This window comes from Pectobacterium sp. CHL-2024 (genome assembly GCF_044751765.1).
Classification (GTDB): Bacteria; Pseudomonadota; Gammaproteobacteria; order Enterobacterales; family Enterobacteriaceae; genus Pectobacterium; species Pectobacterium brasiliense.
In genome coordinates this window covers 122,385-143,454 of record NZ_JBIXKO010000001.1, presented here as the reverse complement: position 1 = coordinate 143,454, position 21,070 = coordinate 122,385, and the positions used below count along the sequence as shown (strand labels likewise).

Genomic DNA, 21,070 nt, shown 5'->3' with positions numbered 1-21,070 from the left:
TGCTGAATCATTACTCGATCAACTAAATGATTACTTATGGGAAGAATCACAGATGAACTGCGTGACAGCCCTGTTCTGATGAAGTTTGTTTATCTTCTTTCAACCGAGCTTAAATCTAACCCTGAGTATGTCATGCAGGTGCAACGATTAACGCTGGATCAATCGAAACCGTTTATGGGACTCAAAGGGACACATGGTCTTTTTGGTTCCAAAGAGTGGTGGGAAAATATCACTCAGGGAAAAATGCGTTTACTGCACAGATCTGGCACGATCACAAGAACCTATGTGGCAGGACAAGACCCCTCTCCGGTAGATAACTGTTTCAGTTTGCTGCTGGATGATGGTTCTGTCATTGAAGAAAGCATTTATAGCCATATCGATGATGAAGATAAAAAGCTGTTCCGCCCGGGAGCCAGGGTGGATATCGTTTATGCACTTGATGAACTTAAGAGAACATCAGCCAATGGCGATAAATGCCATTCTGATATCGTGCTGGAAATAGCGATTTCTTTACAACCCATTAAATGATAACGAAATACGCTAATTAAAATAATGACGCCTTTATAATATTGCACTCCCCACCTCTGGTGGGGAGCTTTTAGTCTTAAAATCTGAGCGCAGCGTTACTGTAAAATACCCATTACTTTTCAAACCTATTAGGAATGAAACAAGTGAAAAAGTTACTGCGAAATAATCTGGCAATGATAGCACTCCTCTCTTCAGGCTGTTCTATTATGCCAAACAACTCTTTTTTCATTCCGCCCCATGAAACCAATGACTCCTCGTGGGTACGAGTCGTGGATAATACCGAACAGACGCGTATTTACAGGTGACGAAAGCGGTTCTGAACGCCAAACGTATCCGAGGTGACATAGCGCTCAATGCTACGCAGGCGCTGTTCGCTGGCCTGCAAGGTCGCATCCGCCTCATTCAGCAGTTGGCTGGGTGTACGGGCCGTCTTTTCATCCTCAAATCCCATTCCCGATGGAGCCGGATCGAGTATAAAGGTCAGAATGATGTAAGCCACCATGGTGAAAAAGAACAGGCCGAAAAACATCGACAGCACCACGATTACTCGCAGGAGCTTCACCGGCACGTCAAAATAACGCGCTAAACCAGCACAAACCCCTTTCAGCATGCCTTCTTCCGGTATGCGGTATAACGTTTTACCTGACCACGTATTTTTCATTACGATTTTCTCCAGTCCGGGTGTTCTGCATCCAGAATGTCTTCCAGCGCCCTTATACGCTCACGCATACGGTTGGACTCTTCCGTTAAACGTGTCAGACGTTGCATATCGTTTTGTCCCAGTTGAGCACTGTTTTTACGCTGACTGTAATGTAGCCAAAGCCATATCGGTGCCACAAACAACATGAAAATGGTCAGCGGAATGGCAAGAAACAACGCACTCATTGTGTCTCCTTAGTTATTATTCACACGCCGGTGGCTGCCGTTTTCTAACGACAGCCCATCCGATGGCGTTTACGCGTTTATTACTCTGCTGGCTTAACTTTAGCCTTAAGTGCTGCCAACTGCGCGCTGATTTCATCGTCCGCTTTCAGTTCGGCAAACTGCTGATCCAGCGATTTTTGTTTCCCCAATCCGTGGCTTTCAGCTTCCGCTTCCATCGTATCGATACGGCGTTCGAACTGATCGAAACGCGCCATCGCTTCGTCCAGTTTACCGCTGTCCAACTGGCGGCGCACATCACGCGACGATGCCGCAGCCTGATGGCGTAGCGTCAGCGCCTGCTGGCGAGCGCGGGTTTCGCTCAATTTATTTTCCAGCTCGCCGATTTCACGCTTCATGCGCTCCAGCGTTTCATCCACGCTTTCGGCTTCATGCTGCAACACCGCGATCAGGTCGGTCAGCTTCTGCTTTTCAATCAGCGCCGCACGGGCCAGATCGTCTTTATCTTTACGCAGCGCCAGCTCAGCTTTTTCCTGCCACTGATCCTGCTGACCGTGCGCTTGTTCAATACGACGGGCAATCTGTTTCTTTTCTGCCAACGCCCGCGCCGAGGTTGAACGCACTTCAACCAGCGTATCTTCCATTTCCTGAATCATCAGCCGCACCAATTTCTGCGGATCTTCAGCTTTATCCAGCAATGAATTGATGTTGGCGTTCACGATGTCGGCAAAACGAGAAAAAATACCCATAATTACATCCTCTTCATGATTTCCAGCGTCTGATTACGCCTGATTTATCACCGTGACCAGCCGAGCCAGTCGCGGTCTCCCTATAGGTATATCAATAAGCATGCCAACTTTTAATTCAGTTTAACTAACTGAAAATTAAAGAATAGATAATTTTGACTATTTTCCCATTTCCGCTAGATTAGTCAAATACGCTAACAGTTAGTAAAAATAACACGGTGAAACATCATGCTTCAGGAAAAAGAGAACCTGCTGGGCGAAGCCAACAGCTTTCTGGAGGTTCTGGAACAGGTGTCGCAGTTGGCACAGCTGAATAAGCCCGTGCTGGTGATTGGCGAACGCGGTACCGGTAAAGAGCTGATCGCTAGCCGCCTGCATTACCTTTCCCCGCGTTGGCAAGGGCCGTTCGTTTCCCTCAACTGTGCGGCGCTCAACGAAAATCTGCTCGACTCCGAGCTATTTGGTCATGAAGCCGGTGCTTTTACTGGGGCACAAAAACGCCATCTGGGACGCTTCGAACGCGCCGACGGCGGAACGCTGTTTTTGGATGAACTGGCCACCGCACCGATGCTGGTGCAAGAAAAATTACTGCGGGTGATCGAATACGGCATGCTGGAGCGCGTCGGCGGCAGAGATCAGCTACAGGTTGACGTGCGTCTGGTGTGCGCGACCAACGACGATCTGCCTGCGCTTGCCGCCAGCGGTAAATTCCGTGCTGACCTGCTCGATCGTCTGGCTTTTGACGTTGTGCAGCTCCCGCCGCTGCGTGAACGACAACAAGACATCATGCTGCTGGCGGATAACTTTGCGATTCAGATGTGCCGTGAATTGCATCTGCCGCTGTTTCCCGGTTTTACGCCTGCCGCGTGCGAAACGCTGCTGAATTACGACTGGCCGGGCAATATTCGTGAGCTGAAAAACGTGGTTGAACGTTCGGTGTACCGTCACGGCGACAGCGATCAGCCTCTCGATGCCATCATTCTCAATCCCTTCCGCCGGACTCCTGCCGTTCAGGAAACGTCGCCGCGTGCGACAACCAGCCAGCCGAATTTACCGCTGGAGATGAAACCGTGGCTATTGGAACAGGAGAAAGGCTTGATCGATCGGGCATTGAATCAGGCCAAGTTTAACCAGCGCAAAGCCGCTGAGCTACTGGGATTAACCTATCACCAACTGCGTGGATTGCTGAAGAAACACGATATTGCGGTAAATGAGTGAGAAACAGGAAAAAAAAGCGGGCGAATTCACGCCCGCAGGATTAGTAGATTAATAGGTCAGCGACGTGCGATTACGGCTCCACGCCCCATACCAGCGTACCTTTATCGTGTACGGTGATCTTATCCCAGTTGGCATAGCTCGTGACGTTAGCACCGTATGAATAGTCATTCGTTTCATTCACGTTGCTCCAGTCACCCGCGTGGATACGCACTTGCACTTCACCGGTTTCCGCGCCCGGCTGAAGGGAACCAGCTCCGCTGCTGAAGGTCACCAGAACGTAGCGGTTGGCTTTGTCGGTGCTGGCGGCTGGGGTTCCTGTGCTGGTCACGATGTTGTGAGGACCGACGTTCGCCCAGTCAACAAAGAGGTTCGCGCCGGGTTTGCCATCATCGTGGAAGTAGTAACGCACTTGCAGATCGCTCAGTTTGATCGGCGTACTTCCGGTGTTTTTGATGTTGACGGCCATGCGAATCGCATCATCGGAAGGGTTGTTATCCACATTACGATATTGCAGCACGACGTCTCCCGTGGTTCCGCTACCTGGATTGGTCGGTTCCGTTGGCGTGGTTGGCGTATCGCCACCGCTTAGATTCGCAGCCGCACGAATCTGTGCTCTGACAAATTTACCTGACGCCGACAGGTTCTGCTCCGTCCAACCACCAGATTTGCTCGCTCCCGGTGCCAGCGCGGCGGAAGCCTCTGCTTTGTCGGTAAGCGACCAGTTCACCCAGCTTACGCCGCGGTTATTCAGAAAATCGATCCAAGTCTGCGATTCAGGCAGGAACGGTCCGCCGTTGCCGGACGCATCGCTGGTGCCCCACTCGCTGACGAAAATCGCCGCGCCACGGCTTTGTGCATAATCAATGCGGTCGCGCAGGAATTGTCCGTGCGTACCGGCATAGAAATGCAGCGCGTACATCGTATTCGGATCGGGCAGCTGATTATCTGCCGCGTCGTGGATATCCTGACTCCAGGTGCCCGTACCGACGATAATGAGGTTATCGGGATCTTTGCTACGGATAGTGTCAGTCACTTCCAGCGCATAAGGCCGAATCTGCCCGTTCCATGTCACGCCACCGTTTGGCTCGTTGGCGATTTCATAAATCACGTTCGGCGAGCTGCCATACAGCCCAGCCATTTCGGCAAAGAAGGTTTTTGCCTGTGCTTTATAAATATTAGGATCGTTATCCGACAAGATATGCCAGTCGATGATGATGTAAACGCCGAGGCTTTGCGCCGCTGCAACGGCCTCTTTTACCTTATTGGCGAGAGAGGGATTGGAAATATAGCCATCCGCCGCCGTGTACATGGCGACGCGGAATACGTTAATCCCCCAGTCATCACGCAGCCACTTCATCGAATCTTTGTTGACATAGTCGCCAAACCACTGCAAACCGTGTGAGCTCATCCCACGCAGTTGCACCCTTTTCCCCTTTTCATCCACCAGTCGTCCGTTTTCGATGGACAGCTGACCATGCGTTTCTACCGGCGTGGCCGATAATGCTGAAAAGCTGAGCGACATCCCCAGCACCGTTGTTACCACCCCTAACGTCAATTTCCTGACGATTTGATTCCTTCTCATCCACATATTCCTTATCTCCATTGTGAACACCCATGATCTTGGGCACAGGCATGATAAGGGAGATTTTTGTTCCCGCCAACAATTTAGGAAACATCCTAACCATATTGATTTTATTAATTATTTATAGATAAATAGAAAGCAAGGTAAGTATCTGGTGAGGTCATTTTTCAGGCAAAAAAAGCCAGCACGTTGGCTGGCTAAAATAATACTGGAAGCAATGTGAGCAATGTCGTGCTCTCCTTCAGTGCCTGCGAGAAGCCACCGTCGAAGTGCGAAAGTGATGATAATAGTTATCAGTATCATCTGTAAAGCACTTTGTTGAGAATTTTTCTCATTACCATACTGACTATAGGGTTCCTGCCAGCTTCATTGCTGTCAATAGCAGGCTTAATGTCCTACCGGGTTAAACAGCCTATGACTGTAGAAATCCGGGATCACCTCAATCAGACGTAGCTGGCTTAACGCGGGATGTAGCGGGTTAATCAGCGCATTACGCATGCTGCCAAATGGCTTAACCGCGCTGGTCGGTACCCAAATCACCAGCGATTGCCCTGCGTTCAGGCAGCGCGATCCCAGTGCTTGCACGTCCGGCATAAACGGATAGCGATGCCAGTCTTCAGGCAGCATGTCCAGCGTGATGGATTCTTGCGGGACGTCATCCGGCAGTTCATATACGCCCAAACGATAGCTGGCGGGCAGCAACTGCGGCGAAGGAAGATAATTCCCCATTTCCAGCATCGCGACGGCGGGCGTTTCACTGAAATAGAGCACTGGGGTGTTGGGCTGATTGAAACGCGCACCGTGCTGGAAGCTTACGCCCGTTTGTCCTGAAAACGCCTCCAGCCAGACCGCTTTAGTAATGCGGTAAAGCCTCATATAAATTCGCCGTATTCAATACGATTCAGCGCGTTATCAACCAACTGACGTCCTTTGTGCGTATCCAGCATTTCCGCCGGCGTTTTTCCGCCAAAGGCCGGAATGCCGCTCTCCATCCACAGTTGCGCCTTCGCTTCATCTTCAAACGTCGTCATGGCTTTCAGCCACAGGCGGAACGTCTCCAGCGCCGCTTCCCCCTGCTCCAGCGTTAAATGCTTACGGCGGAATAAGCGGGAGATATTAGACGGGTCGACGGACAGTGCCGAGCCAATCAGCTTACGGCTTAGCCCGCTGGCATCCGCACCGCGCTTCAGCATCGCGCCGGAGATCCCACCGCGCACGACATTAACGAACATCAACGGGTCATGGAAAACGCCATCAGGCAACTCGGCTTCACGAGCAAAGTTTTCAACTTTAAGACTGATTTCTGCATTCATAGTTATTTCCTCGTCATTGTGACTTAACTATAGCATTCATTATGACGTTTTCAATCATTCGTCTGGTGGCTCAAACGGTTGGAAAGTCGCCAGACGCGCATAACAAGAGTGGGGAGGATGCCAAGAGTGCGATACACTCTGTGTATAACCGTCTTGACTGAAAAATCCCGTATGTTCGGAAAAACCTGTTTCGCACTGGCACTCACCTGTCTGGCATTGCCTGCACTGGCCGCACAGCCGTCCGTGCTAACGCCGCCTGCTCCGCTGGAAAATATTCGCCAGAGCGGTTTTGTCTATTGCGTCAATGATGTCCTGAACACGTTTAACCCGCAGATGGCGCGCAGCGGTGTCACCATTGATACGCTGGCGGCACAGCTTTACGATCGCCTGCTGGATGTCGATCCTTATACCTATCGTCTGATGCCAGAACTGGCTCAGCGCTGGGAAGTCTCGGACAACGGTTCGACATACCGTTTCTACCTGCGCCGCGATGTGCCGTTTCAGCACACTGCCTGGTTCAGCCCAACCCGCAATATGAACGCCGACGACGTGATATTCAGCTTCCAGCGCATGCTGGACGAAAAGCACCCGTATCATGATGTCAACGGCGGCGAATATCCCTATTTCGACAGCCTGCAATTCGCCGATTCGGTGCAAAGCATCCGTAAGCTGGGCGAGTACAGTATTGAGATCCGGCTCAACAGCCCGGACGCCTCTTTCCTCTGGCATCTGGCCACGCACTACGCGCCGATTCTGTCCGCGGAATACGCGCAGCGTCTGGCGAAAGAGGACAAGAAAGAGCTGCTGGATCGCGAACCGGTCGGTACCGGTCCCTATCTGCTCGACGAATACCGCAATGGGCAATACATTCGACTGACGCGCAACGGCGATTATTGGCGCGGCCTGCCACGCATGCGGCAGGTGGTTGTCGATCTCGGCTCCGGCGGGACGGGCCGCTTATCCAAGCTGCTGACGGGTGAATGTGATGTCCTCGCCTATCCGGCGGCCAGCCAGTTGACGATCCTGCGTAATGACCCACGTCTGCGTCTCTCGCTGCGTCCCGGCATGAACGTCGCCTATCTGGCCTTCAACGTGCGTAAACCGCCGCTGGACGACCGCCGCGTGCGGGAAGCTATCGCACTGGCGATCAATAACGACAGGCTAATGCAGTCGATTTATTACGGCACGGCGGAAACGGCAGCGTCTATTCTGCCCCGTGCGTCGTGGGCGTACGACAACGAATCGCAGATTACGGAATATAACCCGCAAAAAGCACGACAAATCTTGCAAGAACTGGGGCTGACTAACCTCAACCTGCGCCTGTGGGTGCCCAGCGCGTCACAGTCCTACAACCCCAGTCCGCTGAAAACGGCAGAGTTGATACAGGCCGATCTGGCGCAAATTGGCGTCACCGTGACCATCGTTCCGGTAGAAGGCCGTTTTCAGGAAGCGCGACTGATGGAGCTTAGCCACGATTTAACGCTGGCAGGCTGGGCAACGGACAGTAACGACCCGGACAGCTTTTTCCGGCCGCTGTTAAGCTGCGCGGCGATTCGCTCCCAGAGCAACTACGCGCACTGGTGCGATCCCACGTTTGATGAAGTGCTGCAAAACGCGCTCTCGTCACAGCAGCTTTCTAAGCGGATTGACTATTATCAGCAGGCACAGCGCATTCTGGCAGAACAGTTACCCGTTCTGCCGCTGGCGTCGTCATTACGACTGCTGGCTTACCGCTATGACATGAAAGGGCTGGTATTGAGTCCCTTCGGCAATGCCTCGTTCGCGGGCGTCTTCCGCGAGGATCAACAGGCGCAGCAGAAGCCTTCTGCACCGGAAACCGTGGAGGAAGCACAGCCGTGATTATCTTTACCTTGCGACGTCTGGTGTTACTGATAGTGACCTTGTCACTGCTGACGCTGGTTGGCTTTAGCCTCAGTTACTACACACCCAACGCCCCGCTCAACGGCGCAGCGCTGTTTGATGCCTATCACTTTTACCTCACCAGCCTGCTTCAGGGAGATTTCGGTCGCTCCAGCATTAACGGACAGGCAATCAGCGAGCTGCTGAAAGAAGTGTTCCCGGCCACGATCGAGCTTTGTCTTTTGGCATTTGCGCTCTCGCTGCTGGTCGGTATTCCGCTGGGGATTACCGCTGGCGTGATGCAGAACCGCGGCGCGGACATTGTGATCAGCACGCTGGCGCTTATCGGCTTCTCCCTGCCGGTGTTCTGGCTGGCGCTGCTGCTGACACTCTTCTTCTCGTTGCACCTCGGCTGGCTGCCGGTTTCAGGCCGCTTCGACCTGCTCTATCAGGTGAAGACCGTCACCGGATTTGCACTGATTGACGCCTGGCTGTCAGATTCGCCACATCGCGGTGAAATGATCGTCAGCGCCATCCGCCACCTGATTTTGCCGATTACCGTACTGGCCGTCGGGCCGACCACCGAAGTGATCCGCCTGATGCGCGTCAGCACCACGGAAATTATCAGCAAAAACTACATTAAAGCGGCAGCGACTCGTGGACTGTCGCGCTTTACGATCATTCGTCGTCACCTGATTCACAACGCGCTGCCGCCGATTATTCCCAAATTAGGGTTACAGTTTTCCACCATGTTGACGCTGACGATGATTACCGAAGTGGTCTTTAACTGGCCAGGTATCGGTCGCTGGCTGGTGAACGCCATTCGCCAGCAGGACTTCGCTGCGATTTCTGCGGGCGTGATGGTGGTTGGTGCGATGGTCATCACGGTCAACATCCTGTCCGATATTTGGGGCGCCATGGCAAATCCGTTGAAACATAAGGAATGGTATGCCCTACGATAACTTATTAAATAATATAATAAATAAAAATAGATAACCTTACCAAAAAATGTTCTTCCCCCTGAGGAGATCGCTATGCGCAAAGCACCGATTTACTGAGCACCAGATTATCGCCGTTTTGAAGCCCGTTGACGTCGGGCGTACCGTAAAGATGTCTGCCGCGAAGCGGAGATATCCTAAGCCCCCTGCTACAACTGGAAAGCGAAACTTGGTGGTATGGAAGCCTCTGATATCAAAAAGATGAAAATATCCGGTTCAACACGTCATTGATTTTGAATCAAGGTCAGTAAGGGAAAAATCACACAAGTACGGCAAAATCTGAAAAAAAAGCCAGTCAGTTGTTTCACTGACTGGCGTTACCTCTGGAAGGCCTTTTATTATTTCATGCCATTGTTTTTATTAAGCATTTCCTTCAACTTTTTTTTACTTTCTTCTGAAATTTTGCTGCTTGAATCATGTTTTTTTGGCTTCATAATCTCCCTCATTTTCAACACGCTCGTAGGAATCTGGTTAAGCAGGCTTTTCTGAAATACTAACAATACGTTCTCTGTCAGGCTCATCAGAGATGCTTGAAAATGTTTCATCATTTTCAGCCAGTTTATCAGTATTTAATGGTAGATGATCCGCAACTGAACCTACATCAACTCCAACAGAATCTATGCCTGAATCTGTAGTATCATTCGCATTTCCAGATAATTCTTCTTCGGATTCATCTGACTCATCAATCTCTTCAAATGATACATCGTAACCCCTTTCGATAGCTATACTCTTGACCTTTTCATAAAGTACGTCAGAAATCAAATTAAAAATTGGCATAGACTGAGTAACGATAGTTACAATTTCTGTTTCATCAAGCGACTCAGCAACTTCCTGAGCTACTTCGTCTTTTTCAAGAAGTATAGCAGCCCCGATAGCTAGCCAAGCTTCACTGTTGTCTATCGATTCAGTAAGTAGTTTCTCTAAATCAGCTTTGAGCTTAGAACTTATGACTTGTACTGTTAATTTTTGGCAAAGAGCACGATTTATAATAATAAAGCTTTTATATCTAGAGGTTATTACGTGAGAATCCAGTAAATCCATTAAGCTTTCAGCAATTGCAAACTTGTTTGCTCTCATTAATTCAACTAAAGCATTTATCAGTTTAGTAAATTCTCCTTCTTTAATTTTATTGTAAGTAGCCAACCGTTTCATAGATTGCAGAATTTGTTTCTCATCTTTCAGATGAATGTAAGATCTTAGCAATAGAGCCTCTGTCTCTATCGATTTTCCATTAGAAAGATGCTTAGTTGCATACTCAACGCATTCTTGATAATCACCAGTTCTAAAGGCAGAACTAGCAATCAAATAGTTCGGTGTATTATAGAAGTGTACGTTTTCAGAGGAACCAGCGAATTGAGTTTCCTTTAACATAATTTCTAGTGATTTAGTAATTGAGTCATCATCGAGAGCAGATGCGTTATCAGAAAGAAGTAGCTTTATTTTTTTTACAAATTGGCTGACCGTATTGACGCGTCTTACATGGTCTGCGAGATTGTTCATATCTCTTTTGATGATGTCATGCTGGGTATCGTCGTCGTCCTCTTCCGATACTAAAAAATATCTGTCAAGCTTGTTCGATAAAGCCGAATAAGGTTCGACAACTTCCTGCTGTAAAGTGCAACCCAATGCCTCGTGCAATTCGGCCATGAATTCGTCAAAGCCGTCAATTTTTATAAGGTGAAAATGAGGAAAGCGAGCAAGATTTTTCAAAGAATCGGGAAGGTTTTCAACATTATCTCTTGTACACCAGTAAATTCCATGAGGGAAACAAGTCCCAGAATGGAGTAATGTATTTAATGTATCCATAATAGAGCGATCATGGCCTGAATAGCCAATTACTACCATTCCAAATTCTGTCGCAAACTGTCTAAATTTAGCCCTCATATTATCTTCAAGTGATTCTAATTCCCTAATTGTGTTTTTGATGTTATCAAATAAAAAATCACCATGAAGCTTAATTATTTTAGGGCGTGTCGTTGTCAGCCTAACACTAGCAATACTAGAGTCATGAGCACATACTATAGGGCGTAAATTATTTGAAAATGTAAAACAAGCTTCATTAGCAAGGTCATCGAAATTTGTAGTAAATATTGTGTTGAAATGGCCTTTATCTAATAAGTTCGTTAAATATACATATCCCCATGAAGGCTTAGCTTCTGTGATACAACTTTCAATAAATTCTCTTCGCTGAGTAGGCTGATCATAGAGAGATTCAAATAACTCAGAATACTCATTGTCCTTGCCAAACCACGGTTGTGAATGTAACTCTTCTTCTCCATGCATCGATTCATAAGCAACTCTCCAACGTTTGACCATTCCACCTGCACTTTCAACACCACTGGTAATGCTGGCTCCGGCGCCTAAAAAAAGAGTAAAATTAGGATGATGTTGCTTGGTAGAGGTCAAAATGTTTATTAGATGCTGCTGCGGCCTAATTTTCATAAATTTTCACCAAAAATAAGATTTTTTGTTTATCACTGCAATATGATACATCCTATCTTACCTTTACAAGGTTTTTTCTGTACTGAACAAAGGGAAGAGATCACTTACACTCCAGTAATCGGCACACAAAATTGCTAATCCTGTTCCCTTGCTTGCAACAGCTATATAGAAGGATAATCACCTATGCTTAACTGTACAGACCTATTATTCTGAGAGTAGAGGTAAAAGGAATAACACCATAGACGATTGAAAATCTGGCATTTAACATGTATGAATCAGAGATTACTTCTAGTTTATCTTAGCCTTTCCTCGTGACTTTCTGAGTTCCGTATCCGTAAGCAATGCACACATTACTTACGGATACATAAAAGTCACCAATTGGAGATGCATAAACGAAACGATGTTAAAACACTATGAAAAAATTTATTTAACTAATACATTGATATGACTGAATTAAATAAACCAAAACAAACTAAAAAAAGCTCAAGCAGGACCATATGCCCTACGATAACGTCTATAGCGAAAAACGGCTGCCTAGCCGACTAGGCGATACCTGGCGGGCATTCCATCAGGACATGCTGGCGATGATTGGGCTATACGGCTTTCTGCTCCTGATCGGTCTGTGCCTGTTCGGCAAATTTCTCGCGCCTTATGAAGTTGACCAGCAGTTTTTAGGCTATCAGTTGCTGCCTCCCTCCTGGTCGCACTACGGCGAAGTCTCGTTCTTTCTCGGCACCGACGATTTAGGCCGCGACCAGCTGAGCCGCCTGCTGAGCGGTGCAGCGCCGACCGTCGGCGCATCGCTCATCGTCACCTACGCGGCGGCGCTGTGCGGCATCGTACTGGGCGTTTTTGCGGGCGTCACACGCGGGCTGCGCTCTGCAATGCTCAATCATATTCTGGATACGCTGCTGTCCATTCCGTCGCTGCTGCTGGCGATTGTAGTGATCGCTTTTATCGGCCCCAAGCTCGAACACGCGATGCTCGCCGTCTGGCTGGCGCTCTTGCCACGCATGGTGCGAACTATCTACAGCGCCGTACACGATGAAATGGATAAAGAGTACGTAATCGCCGCTCGCCTCGACGGCGCGTCCACGTTTTATCTGGTGTGGTACGTCGTGCTGCCCAATATCGCCGCGCTGCTGGTTTCTGAGTTTACCCGCGCGCTGTCGATTGCCATTCTGGATATCGCCGCGCTGGGCTTTCTCGATTTGGGCGCGCAGTTGCCGACGACCGAATGGGGCGCCCTGCTTGGCAATTCGCTGGAGCTGGTTTATGCCGCACCCTGGACCGTAATGCTGCCCGGTGCCGCTATCGCGCTGAGCGTGTTAATCGTCAACCTGCTGGGCGACGGCATCCGCCGCGCGCTCGCCGCGGAAACGGAATAAGAGGCGACGACTCCCTATGCCATTACTTGATATCCGTAACCTGACGATTGAATTTCTGACCGCCGACGGCGCGGTAAAAGCCGTCGACCGCGTCAGTATGACGCTGAGCGAAGGTGAAATTCGCGGGCTGGTCGGCGAATCCGGCTCCGGTAAAAGCCTGATTGCTAAAGCCATCTGCGGGATCACCAAAGAGAACTGGCGCGTGACCGCCGATCGCTTCCGCTTCGATGATATCGATCTGCTGCAACTGTCGTCGCGCGAACGACGTAAGCTGGTCGGCCATAACGTCTCCATGATTTTCCAAGAGCCGCAATCTTGTCTCGATCCGTCCGAAAGCGTCGGTAAGCAGCTGGTACAGGCGATTCCGAGCTGGACGTACAAAGGCCGCTGGTGGCAGCGGTTTAACTGGCGCAAACGCCGTGCGATCGAACTGCTGCACCGCGTCGGGATTAAAGACCATAAAGATATTATGGGCAGCTATCCCTATGAGCTGAGCGACGGTGAGTGTCAGAAAGTGATGATTGCCATCGCGCTGGCGAACCAGCCGCGTCTGTTGATTGCCGATGAGCCGACCAACGCGATGGAATCCACCACGCAGGCGCAGATTTTCCGCCTGCTGTCGCGCCTGAACCAGAACAATAACACCACGATTCTGCTCATCAGCCATGACCTGCAAACTATGAGCAAATGGGCTGACCGGATTAACGTGCTCTATTGCGGGCAAACGGTGGAGAGCGCCACCTGTGAAGATTTGATCACCGCGCCGCATCATCCTTATACGCAGGCGCTGATTCGCGCAATGCCCGATTTCGGTCGTTCTCTGCCGCACAAAAGCCGACTGAACACCCTGAATGGGGCTATTCCGTCGTTAGAGCACCTGCCGATTGGCTGCCGGCTCGGCCCACGCTGCCCTTATTCACAAAAACAGTGTATGCAAACGCCGCCGCTGCTCTCCGTTAAGAACCACTTATATGCCTGCCACTTTCCGCTCAACATGGAGGAACCGTGATGGTTGAGATGCTGCTTGAAGCCCGCAACCTGACCAAGACGTTCCGCTATCGGACCGGGTTGTTCCGCCGCCAGCATGTCGAGGCGGTGAAATCCGTCAGCTTTACGCTGCGTGAACGGCAAACGCTCGCCATCATCGGCGAGAACGGATCGGGGAAATCAACGCTGGCTAAAATGCTGTCGGGCATGATCGCGCCGACGTCCGGCGAGCTGGTTATCGACGATCATCCGCTGCACTATGGCGATTACCGCTACCGCAGCCAACGCATCCGCATGATCTTTCAGGATGCGAGCAATGCCCTCAATCCGCGCCAGCGCATCGGTCAACTGCTGGATGTCCCGCTGCGGCTGAATACCGATCTCAGCGCCGAAGCGCGTGAAAGAGCGATTAATCAGGCGCTGCATCAGGTCGGGCTACGTCCCGATCACGCCTATTACTATCCACATGCGCTCGCGCCGGGGCAAAAACAGCGCGTCGGTCTGGCGCGGGCGCTGATCCTGCAACCAAAAGTGATTGTCGCTGATGAGGCGCTGGCGTCACTGGATATGTCTATGCGGTCACAGATTATCAATCTGATGCTGGAGTTACAGGAAAAGCACGGTATCTCTTATATTTACGTGACGCAGCATCTGGGCATGATGAAACACATCAGCGACCAGATTCTGGTGATGCAGGCTGGTGAAGTGGTCGAGCGCGGCAGTACTGCCGATGTGTTGTCCGCCCCGCTCCACGACCTGACGAAACGTTTGATTGCCAGCCACTTCGGCGAAGCGCTCAGCGCCGACGCTTGGCGACGTGACGGCGCGCAACGTTAATCTCCGCGCACCACGGCAGCATCCCCGAGACAGCCGCAGGGCTGTGTAAAAAGGCGGATACTGCTCGGAGTACCCCTACCGTCCCCAACATGGTAGAATTGCGCGGTTTATTCATCTCGGTCGTCACTTGCCACGTAGGTTTACGGGTACAAAGACGACGATCGCAGCAACAATGATCACAAGGATTACTGCTATGGGTTTTCTTACCGGTAAGCGCATTCTGGTAACAGGTGTTGCCAGCAACCGTTCTATTGCCTACGGTATTGCACAAGCAATGCAGCGCGAAGGTGCCGAACTGGCCTTCACGTATCAGAACGACAAATTGAAAGCACGCGTTGAAGGCTTTGCCAGCGAACTGGGTTCCAGCATCGTTCTGCCGTGTGATGTCGCTGAAGATGCCAGCATCGAAGCACTGTTTACCGAACTGGCTAACGTATGGCCGAACTTTGATGGCTTCGTGCACTCCATTGCTTATGCACCGGGCGACCAACTGGACGGTGACTACGTGGATGCCGTTACCCGTGAAGGTTTCAGCATTTCTCACGATATCAGCTCTTACAGCTTCGTCGCGATGGCGAAAGCCTGCCGTAAGATGCTGAACCCGAACTCTGCGCTGGTTACCCTGTCCTATCTGGGTGCTGAGCGTGCCATCCCTAACTACAACGTAATGGGTCTGGCAAAAGCGTCTCTGGAAGCGAACGTTCGTTACATGGCGAATGCGATGGGTGCTCAGGGCGTGCGCGTTAACGCCATCTCTGCGGGTCCGATTCGTACACTGGCTGCATCCGGCATCAAAGACTTCAAGAAAATGCTGTCGCATTGCGAAGCCGTTACGCCAATCCGCCGTGTCGTTACCATTGAAGACGTGGGCAACTCTGCTGCGTTCCTGTGTTCCGATCTGGCTGCCGGTATCTCCGGTGAAGTTCTGCACGTTGACGGCGGTTTCAGCATCGCTGCAATGAACGAGCTGGAACTGAAGTAAGTCATCAAAAGTAGCCTATCCCTGATAGGCTACTTCTCCCCAACAAAGTATATCTATTCACTATCCTCTTCTTTCCTTAATTGTCGCTATTCAAAAAACATTTCCTGTCACTCAAGCTATTGATGGCATTCTCAATTTCACCCATTACATTTAATATAATCATTTCAAGTGAAATAATTAAATAATAAATCAAGAAATTAAAAACGATTTATTTAATAATTAATTTCATTGCTAGTTGATTATTTTTAGTAATACAATCACTTCGCACTTGTAAAAATAAAGTAAAATAAATATTATAAAATCCGAGTGAGTTAAACCTATTCCTCAATCAAATTAAATCGCCTGCTATGCAATTCCCATTGCGTATATTATTAAAATAAGGACGTTCCATGAGTAATAGTAATGAGTTGAATTCAACTAATAATGTCATTAACGTTATTGTTATTATCGACACAGATCGTGTTATGAGCGATGTTTCATTCAGTGCTGCCAGCAAGGATCAAGCCCATCCAACGCCAATTGGTCATCAGTATTCCTATATGGTTGCGCCTAACCAGTCTGTCGTATCAGGAGAAGGGACTGGCGATCTCAACATTAAAGCAAATCGTGATGATGTTATTCGCTGGACAGGCCTTTCAGAATCTGCCAATTCAGACTCAAGCGTATTGATTTATGGGTTGCCTCGATATGCAGGCGACACGGTTTTTACTGGAGTTGAATTTGTTAATAGCGGACGTTCAGAGGCAGAACCTCGGGAAACCAATAATACCTCACCGCTTCCTGTTACGTTCACTGAACAAAAACACTGGTACGCTCAGGCAACAATAAGTAAATTAGGGACAGAACAGTATCAGGTACAATTCGCCTTGTATTATCGTCCACGTGGCGGAAATCAAGAACTCTATGGTTATTTCCAATGGGATCCAACCATCACTGTAAAAAATTAAAAACACATCGCCAGTAATAGCATTATAAAATGGATGACCGAGTTTTATTGGTCATCCATTTATTTTTTTGAATAATGATAACTACAACATCGTCACCGAATAATCCTTATCCAATAATTCAAACGTATGACACCGCTGCGAAGAGAAAATAATCTCTCGTGCTTTTGTCACAAATATCGCTTCGATATCCGGCTGGTTCTGTAGAAAGGTAATGCCTGCGCTGACGCCCATGCCATAAAGCAGTGTGGTGTAGATATCACCGTCGAGAGAATCATTCGAGATAACCGTTACGCTGTGCAATTCATTATCCAGCGGATAACCCGTCCGGGGATCGATAATATGATGATAGATACGATCGTCCACGGTAAAAAAGCGTTCATAGACGCCGGATGTCACCACGGATTTGTTCTTCACCTTAATGATGCCAAGCAGGCTATCGCGATCCGCGAAGGGCTTCTGCAATCCGACGCTCCATAGCCCTTGCTCATCCGTCAGTGCGCTGCCGATAGCCAGCACGTTTCCCCCCAGATTGATCAGCGCATCCTGAATCGCATGTTGATGCAGAACGTCCCGGACGATATCGGCAATATAACCTTTCGCAATCGCCCCTAGGTCGATCTCCATTCCGGCGCTTTCCAACAACACGGCGCAGTCCTGCTCTCTGAGAATAATGCGTTCGGGATGCGTTAATGCCAGCGCCCGTTGTATTGGCTCGTGGTCAGGCACTGTGCTGCCGCTAAAACCGATTTTCCATAGTTTCACGACAGGACCAATCGCAACATTAAAGCCGCTATTTTCAATCAGACTGACCGCTTTGGCCCGCTTAATCAGCTCAAAGACCACCGGGCTGACCGAAACGTATTCTTTCCCCGCCGCATGGTTGATGCTCATCACTTCCGACTGCGCTCGATTAACGGTTAGCCGATCTTCGAGCTGTTTGATGCGTTGGAAAACCTGCCTCACGGCGGTTTCATCATGGACAAACAGTTTGAGCAGAATGGGGCTGCCCATCAGGTGAACGGAATAGACGTAGGCGTTATCGACAGAAGGCATACGGTGACTCCCATGATCGAATGGCGGTACAGAGAGGAAACGGTGGGAAAATCGCGAGCGTCCTTTGAGACGCCCGCCATCAGCCTTACTCTTTTATCACGTTCTTTTCTATCACTTACTCTGCGACCAGTATCGGCTGCTTTTCAGCCGTTTTCGCCGCCGCTTTCGCAAACCTTGCTTTACGTGCCTTCGTTGGAAAAACGTCCGAGCGACGCGGTGCCCGCGCATAGGCCGCAGCCTGAACCCCCGCCTGAATGCCGAAGATAATGATATCCGCCACGGCGTTGCCGCCAATGCGGTTCGCCCCGTGAATACCGCCAACCACTTCCCCCGCGGCATAAGCGCCGGAGATCGTCTCTTTATAGCGGTTCAGCACTTCCGCTTTCTCGTTGATGGTGACGCCGCCCATCGTGTGGTGTACGCCCGGCGCCACCTTAATCGCGTAGTACGGTGCCTGATTCAGCGGATCGCGCATCCCCGTGGTACGGCCAAAGTCTTCATCGTGTTTGTCGGCGATAAAGGCATTGTAACGTTCGAGCGAGGCGTGCAGCGCAGCTGGCGGCATATCGAGCTTGTCGGCCAGTTCAGCGACGCTGTCCGCGCTGACGGTCAGCCCTTGTGCGACATATTCTTCGACTGCCCGATTGCGATTTCTGACCTGCTCGTCGAACAGGATGTACGCGTACTCTTCCGGCAGGTTGACGATGGCGGACGAGACGTTATCCCGCGTCTCCATTTCGTTAAAGAAACGTTCTCCGCGCTGCGACACCAGAATAGCCCCGCCGCCGCGAATGGATTCGGAGATCAGATAAGACGTCGTCTGCTCAACCGTCGGATGGGTTTGAATTTCTCCCATGTCCACCGTATCTGCGCCGATCTGTTCCAGCAGACGAATGCCGCCGCCCGTTGCGCCTTTATGGTTGGTGGTGACAAAGCCTTTCAGGTCTGGGCGGTATGACTCCACCATCGCCTGATTGGCACTAAAGCCGCCTGTCGCGACAATCACCGCTTTTGTCGCAATCAGGCTCGCTTCCTGCTCATCATTGACGACTCTGACGGCACTAACCTTGCCCTTCTCCTGCACAATTTCGGTTACCGACGTTTCCAGCAGCACCTCAATATTGTATTTATTGAGGTTTTTAATCAGCCCGCTGACCAGATAGCCGCCCACCGCGGCGCCGTTGGCAGGCCGATGCGTTCTGTCAACGCTCATACCGCCCGTCGTGGTGATGTCGCTCAGCTCAATATCGTGCTGCGCCAGCCAGTTAATCGCGTCAGACGCATGATCGACGAAGTATTGCACCAGCGCAGGATTGTTCTTCTGTTTTCCACTTTTCAGCGTTTCGTCATAGAACAGCGCCTGGCTATCTTCAATACCTTTATTTTGCTGGAAGACAGTGCCCGCCGCGTTCATACCGGCAGAGGCCTTGATGGTATTGCCGCCGATGACGGGCATCTTTTCAATGACGATAACGCGCGCGCCCTCTTCGCTGGCCTGAATCGCCGCCGCCAGTCCCGCACCGCCGCTGCCAATCACCACCACATCCGCTTCGCGATGCGCGTCTGGGTTACCGCCATCGGCAATAATGGCGTCTTTGCTCGATTTCACCATCGCCTTGGTAACGGCTTTTTTAATCGCTTCACTCTGCGCCGTTGCGCCTGTTACGGCATCAACGTGGGGACTATTGGTATCCAGAATGCGTTCGCGGATAATTTCAAAACTGATTTTTAGCGATTCATCAATTTCGCTATTCTCCAGCGCAATATCGGCGACCCGATTCTGCTCAAAATGGATAGCAATTCGCAGCTCGCCACATTCATCCTGAACGTTTTCCTGATAAACCCCGGATTTAAATTTTTTGCCGGTTAAATTCACGTCCCGAATCATGGCTTCAACTAATGAAAAACGCCACAGCGGTTCAGGAATCGTTAATGCTTCACGTTTATCGCTGGCAATATAAAGTTCGAGTTTTTCCTGTTCGGCAATACGATCTGTCCAGTCTGGATAAGCAATACAGGCTCTGCCGACGGCAACCAGGTCATAACCATTTTCCAGCGCTGCATCGGCGTCTGCCTGATTGACAATATCCCCTACGCCAATAACCGGAATCGCCGCTAATGTCGCGGAACGGCGGGCAACATATTTTTTAATCAGCGGCGTCGGGTCATCTGTTTCGATAATGGACGAGCGCAGAATATTTCCCATAGAGAAATGAACGTAATCCAGCCCGCGTGCCGCTAATTTTTCCAGCAAATAGAGTGAATCATCAAAATGAATGCCGGGTTCTTCGATCTCCTCCGGCGAGAAACGATAGCCGATAATAAATGCAGGATCGGCGTATTTATCCGCGACCTCATGAACGATATCCAACACTGCCAGCGGGAAGGCCGCACGGTTGTCACGACTGCCGCCCCATTTATCTGAGCGTTGATTAGAGTGTGGAGAATAGAACTGTTGGATCAGGTAAGTATTCGCGCCGTGAATTTCCACACCATCGAAACCCGCCTGAATGGCACGATGAACGGCATCGCCAAACTTGCCGATCATGGCGTCAACCTCATCGCCAGACAGCGCCATCGGAACGATAGCCCCCGTGCGCGGCGCGGCAATGGCGCTCGGCGCAACGGGCGTCGCGCCACCGATAAAACGCGGTTCGACCATCCGGCCGCCGTGATAAATTTGCAGGATCGCCGTCGAGCCTTTTTCTTTAATCGCCGTCGCAATTTTGGCCAGCCCGGCAATTTTGTCGTCGTTGTCGATTCCTATAGCGCCGGGAAAAGCCAACCCTTTGTCATCAATAAAACAGCACTCCACAATCACAGTGCCGATGCTACCTGCTCTGGCCTGATAATATTCCACCAGCTCTTTGGTCACGCTCCCATCGTAAAATCCACTACAGGTAGTCATGGGTGCCATCAGTACCCGGTTTTTCAGCGTCGCGCCGTTGGGGAGTGTAAAAGCGGCAAATAGATCATGGTGATTATTCTTCATAGCGAATACTCCACTTAAAATAAAAACTCTGTTCGCGAATGAATCAGAAGCTGCCATGTTTGTTTTTATTAATTCTTTTGGCTGATAATTTGCGAACTTATTACTTACCAAGTATCTATTTTTTTTGATGTTATAAAATGTTTTCTTACTATTTAAACTATTTTGTAGATCCTATTTTATTAGGGGTATTCGCACAACTCTTTTTTATATTTAATATTCCATTCACTTCATTAACATCTCTTTATCCTGAAGATAACCAATCGGATATTATTGATATTCTGCATAACAAAAAAAACGCCCCGGTAAACAAATAAG

At 50.0% G+C, this 21,070-nt stretch carries 18 protein-coding genes and 1 pseudogene; 10 read left to right on the top strand and 9 right to left on the bottom strand.

Features of this window, described 5'->3' with window-relative positions:
• Positions 1-36: 36 nt before the first annotated feature.
• A complete protein-coding gene (locus ACIPUG_RS00645; protein ID WP_400336872.1) occupies positions 37-528 on the top strand; it encodes a hypothetical protein in 492 nt (163 codons plus the stop codon).
• 295 nt (positions 529-823) lie between these two features.
• Here ACIPUG_RS00645 and pspC read toward each other — a convergent pair whose 3' ends face one another.
• The 3 genes from pspC to pspA form a co-directional block, all read right to left on the bottom strand.
• Positions 824-1,189, bottom strand: a complete 366-nt coding sequence (pspC, locus tag ACIPUG_RS00640) for an envelope stress response membrane protein PspC (protein WP_336254249.1) — start codon at positions 1,187-1,189, stop codon at positions 824-826.
• The gene (gene pspB, locus ACIPUG_RS00635; protein WP_010276759.1) at positions 1,189-1,413 is read right to left on the bottom strand and encodes an envelope stress response membrane protein PspB; all 225 of its coding nucleotides are present in this window, start codon (positions 1,411-1,413) and stop codon (positions 1,189-1,191) included. The genes pspC and pspB overlap by 1 nt, the downstream gene beginning before the upstream one ends.
• An 80-nt stretch (positions 1,414-1,493) precedes the next feature.
• Positions 1,494-2,159: a phage shock protein PspA gene (gene pspA / locus ACIPUG_RS00630; protein ID WP_010276756.1), complete on the bottom strand. Its 666-nt coding sequence runs from the start codon at positions 2,157-2,159 to the stop codon at positions 1,494-1,496.
• 225 nt (positions 2,160-2,384) lie between these two features.
• Here pspA and pspF point away from each other — a divergent pair, with 225 nt between their 5' ends.
• The gene (pspF, locus tag ACIPUG_RS00625; RefSeq protein WP_226292811.1) at positions 2,385-3,374 is read left to right on the top strand and encodes a phage shock protein operon transcriptional activator; all 990 of its coding nucleotides are present in this window, start codon (positions 2,385-2,387) and stop codon (positions 3,372-3,374) included.
• A gap of 70 nt (positions 3,375-3,444) precedes the next feature.
• Here pspF and ACIPUG_RS00620 read toward each other — a convergent pair whose 3' ends face one another.
• From ACIPUG_RS00620 to ACIPUG_RS00610, 3 genes are all read right to left on the bottom strand, one after another.
• Positions 3,445-4,962 (bottom strand): cellulase family glycosylhydrolase, encoded by a 1,518-nt coding sequence (locus ACIPUG_RS00620; RefSeq protein ID WP_094433554.1) that lies wholly within the window; start codon positions 4,960-4,962, stop codon positions 3,445-3,447.
• A gap of 381 nt (positions 4,963-5,343) precedes the next feature.
• Complete coding sequence (locus tag ACIPUG_RS00615; RefSeq protein WP_400336869.1) at positions 5,344-5,832, bottom strand: RES family NAD+ phosphorylase; 489 nt, start codon at positions 5,830-5,832, stop codon at positions 5,344-5,346.
• Positions 5,829-6,269 (bottom strand): antitoxin Xre/MbcA/ParS toxin-binding domain-containing protein, encoded by a 441-nt coding sequence (locus tag ACIPUG_RS00610; protein ID WP_010276743.1) that lies wholly within the window; start codon positions 6,267-6,269, stop codon positions 5,829-5,831. The genes ACIPUG_RS00615 and ACIPUG_RS00610 overlap by 4 nt, the downstream gene beginning before the upstream one ends.
• Before the next feature lie 171 nt (positions 6,270-6,440).
• On the opposite strand from ACIPUG_RS00610, the gene sapA reads away from it, so the two are divergent.
• The 3 genes and pseudogenes from sapA to ACIPUG_RS00595 all read left to right on the top strand — a co-directional run.
• On the top strand, positions 6,441-8,129 hold the full coding sequence (gene sapA / locus ACIPUG_RS00605; RefSeq protein ID WP_400336867.1) for an ABC transporter substrate-binding protein SapA: 1,689 nt from the start codon (positions 6,441-6,443) through the stop codon (positions 8,127-8,129).
• Entirely contained in the window at positions 8,126-9,091 is a 966-nt protein-coding gene (gene sapB, locus ACIPUG_RS00600) for a putrescine export ABC transporter permease SapB (RefSeq protein WP_014915699.1), read from the top strand. The genes sapA and sapB overlap by 4 nt, the downstream gene beginning before the upstream one ends.
• Positions 9,092-9,137: 46 nt before the next feature.
• Positions 9,138-9,334 (top strand): annotated as a pseudogene (locus tag ACIPUG_RS00595) (transposase); the annotation flags it as partial.
• A gap of 264 nt (positions 9,335-9,598) precedes the next feature.
• Here the strand turns inward: ACIPUG_RS00595 and ACIPUG_RS00590 are convergent.
• Complete coding sequence (locus ACIPUG_RS00590) at positions 9,599-11,569, bottom strand: SIR2 family protein (protein WP_400336865.1); 1,971 nt, start codon at positions 11,567-11,569, stop codon at positions 9,599-9,601.
• A gap of 497 nt (positions 11,570-12,066) precedes the next feature.
• On the opposite strand from ACIPUG_RS00590, the gene sapC reads away from it, so the two are divergent.
• The 5 genes from sapC to ACIPUG_RS00565 all read left to right on the top strand — a co-directional run bounded on the left by sapC (position 12,067) and on the right by ACIPUG_RS00565 (position 16,710).
• Positions 12,067-12,957: a putrescine export ABC transporter permease SapC gene (gene sapC, locus ACIPUG_RS00585; RefSeq protein WP_400336863.1), complete on the top strand. Its 891-nt coding sequence runs from the start codon at positions 12,067-12,069 to the stop codon at positions 12,955-12,957.
• Between the two features lie 16 nt (positions 12,958-12,973).
• Positions 12,974-13,966, top strand: coding sequence for a putrescine export ABC transporter ATP-binding protein SapD (gene sapD / locus ACIPUG_RS00580; RefSeq protein WP_109411180.1), 993 nt, complete (start codon positions 12,974-12,976; stop codon positions 13,964-13,966).
• The gene (sapF, locus tag ACIPUG_RS00575; protein ID WP_010276730.1) at positions 13,966-14,781 is read left to right on the top strand and encodes a putrescine export ABC transporter ATP-binding protein SapF; all 816 of its coding nucleotides are present in this window, start codon (positions 13,966-13,968) and stop codon (positions 14,779-14,781) included. The genes sapD and sapF overlap by 1 nt, the downstream gene beginning before the upstream one ends.
• 193 nt (positions 14,782-14,974) lie before the next feature.
• On the top strand, positions 14,975-15,763 hold the full coding sequence (fabI, locus tag ACIPUG_RS00570) for an enoyl-ACP reductase FabI (protein WP_010276729.1): 789 nt from the start codon (positions 14,975-14,977) through the stop codon (positions 15,761-15,763).
• A gap of 389 nt (positions 15,764-16,152) precedes the next feature.
• Positions 16,153-16,710: an inclusion body family protein gene (locus ACIPUG_RS00565; RefSeq protein ID WP_039503268.1), complete on the top strand. Its 558-nt coding sequence runs from the start codon at positions 16,153-16,155 to the stop codon at positions 16,708-16,710.
• Between the two features lie 81 nt (positions 16,711-16,791).
• Here the strand turns inward: ACIPUG_RS00565 and ACIPUG_RS00560 are convergent, their stop codons facing one another.
• Together ACIPUG_RS00560 and ACIPUG_RS00555 are read right to left on the bottom strand one after the other, a co-directional pair.
• The gene (locus tag ACIPUG_RS00560) at positions 16,792-17,763 is read right to left on the bottom strand and encodes an FAD:protein FMN transferase (protein WP_400336860.1); all 972 of its coding nucleotides are present in this window, start codon (positions 17,761-17,763) and stop codon (positions 16,792-16,794) included.
• 115 nt (positions 17,764-17,878) lie between these two features.
• A complete protein-coding gene (locus ACIPUG_RS00555; protein ID WP_400336859.1) occupies positions 17,879-20,755 on the bottom strand; it encodes a flavocytochrome c in 2,877 nt (958 codons plus the stop codon).
• Positions 20,756-21,070: the final 315 nt, after the last annotated feature.

Coding starts and splice junctions, on each gene's coding strand:
- ACIPUG_RS00645 (WP_400336872.1), top strand. CDS start 37: ATGGGAAGAATCACAGATGAACTGCGTGACAGCCCTGTTCTGATGAAG.
- pspC (WP_336254249.1), bottom strand. CDS start 1,189: ATGAAAAATACGTGGTCAGGTAAAACGTTATACCGCATACCGGAAGAA.
- pspB (WP_010276759.1), bottom strand. CDS start 1,413: ATGAGTGCGTTGTTTCTTGCCATTCCGCTGACCATTTTCATGTTGTTT.
- pspA (WP_010276756.1), bottom strand. CDS start 2,159: ATGGGTATTTTTTCTCGTTTTGCCGACATCGTGAACGCCAACATCAAT.
- pspF (WP_226292811.1), top strand. CDS start 2,385: ATGCTTCAGGAAAAAGAGAACCTGCTGGGCGAAGCCAACAGCTTTCTG.
- ACIPUG_RS00620 (WP_094433554.1), bottom strand. CDS start 4,962: ATGTGGATGAGAAGGAATCAAATCGTCAGGAAATTGACGTTAGGGGTG.
- ACIPUG_RS00615 (WP_400336869.1), bottom strand. CDS start 5,832: ATGAGGCTTTACCGCATTACTAAAGCGGTCTGGCTGGAGGCGTTTTCA.
- ACIPUG_RS00610 (WP_010276743.1), bottom strand. CDS start 6,269: ATGAATGCAGAAATCAGTCTTAAAGTTGAAAACTTTGCTCGTGAAGCC.
- sapA (WP_400336867.1), top strand. CDS start 6,441: ATGTTCGGAAAAACCTGTTTCGCACTGGCACTCACCTGTCTGGCATTG.
- ACIPUG_RS00590 (WP_400336865.1), bottom strand. CDS start 11,569: ATGAAAATTAGGCCGCAGCAGCATCTAATAAACATTTTGACCTCTACC.
- sapC (WP_400336863.1), top strand. CDS start 12,067: ATGCCCTACGATAACGTCTATAGCGAAAAACGGCTGCCTAGCCGACTA.
- sapD (WP_109411180.1), top strand. CDS start 12,974: ATGCCATTACTTGATATCCGTAACCTGACGATTGAATTTCTGACCGCC.
- sapF (WP_010276730.1), top strand. CDS start 13,966: ATGGTTGAGATGCTGCTTGAAGCCCGCAACCTGACCAAGACGTTCCGC.
- fabI (WP_010276729.1), top strand. CDS start 14,975: ATGGGTTTTCTTACCGGTAAGCGCATTCTGGTAACAGGTGTTGCCAGC.
- ACIPUG_RS00565 (WP_039503268.1), top strand. CDS start 16,153: ATGAGTAATAGTAATGAGTTGAATTCAACTAATAATGTCATTAACGTT.
- ACIPUG_RS00560 (WP_400336860.1), bottom strand. CDS start 17,763: ATGCCTTCTGTCGATAACGCCTACGTCTATTCCGTTCACCTGATGGGC.
- ACIPUG_RS00555 (WP_400336859.1), bottom strand. CDS start 20,755: ATGAAGAATAATCACCATGATCTATTTGCCGCTTTTACACTCCCCAAC.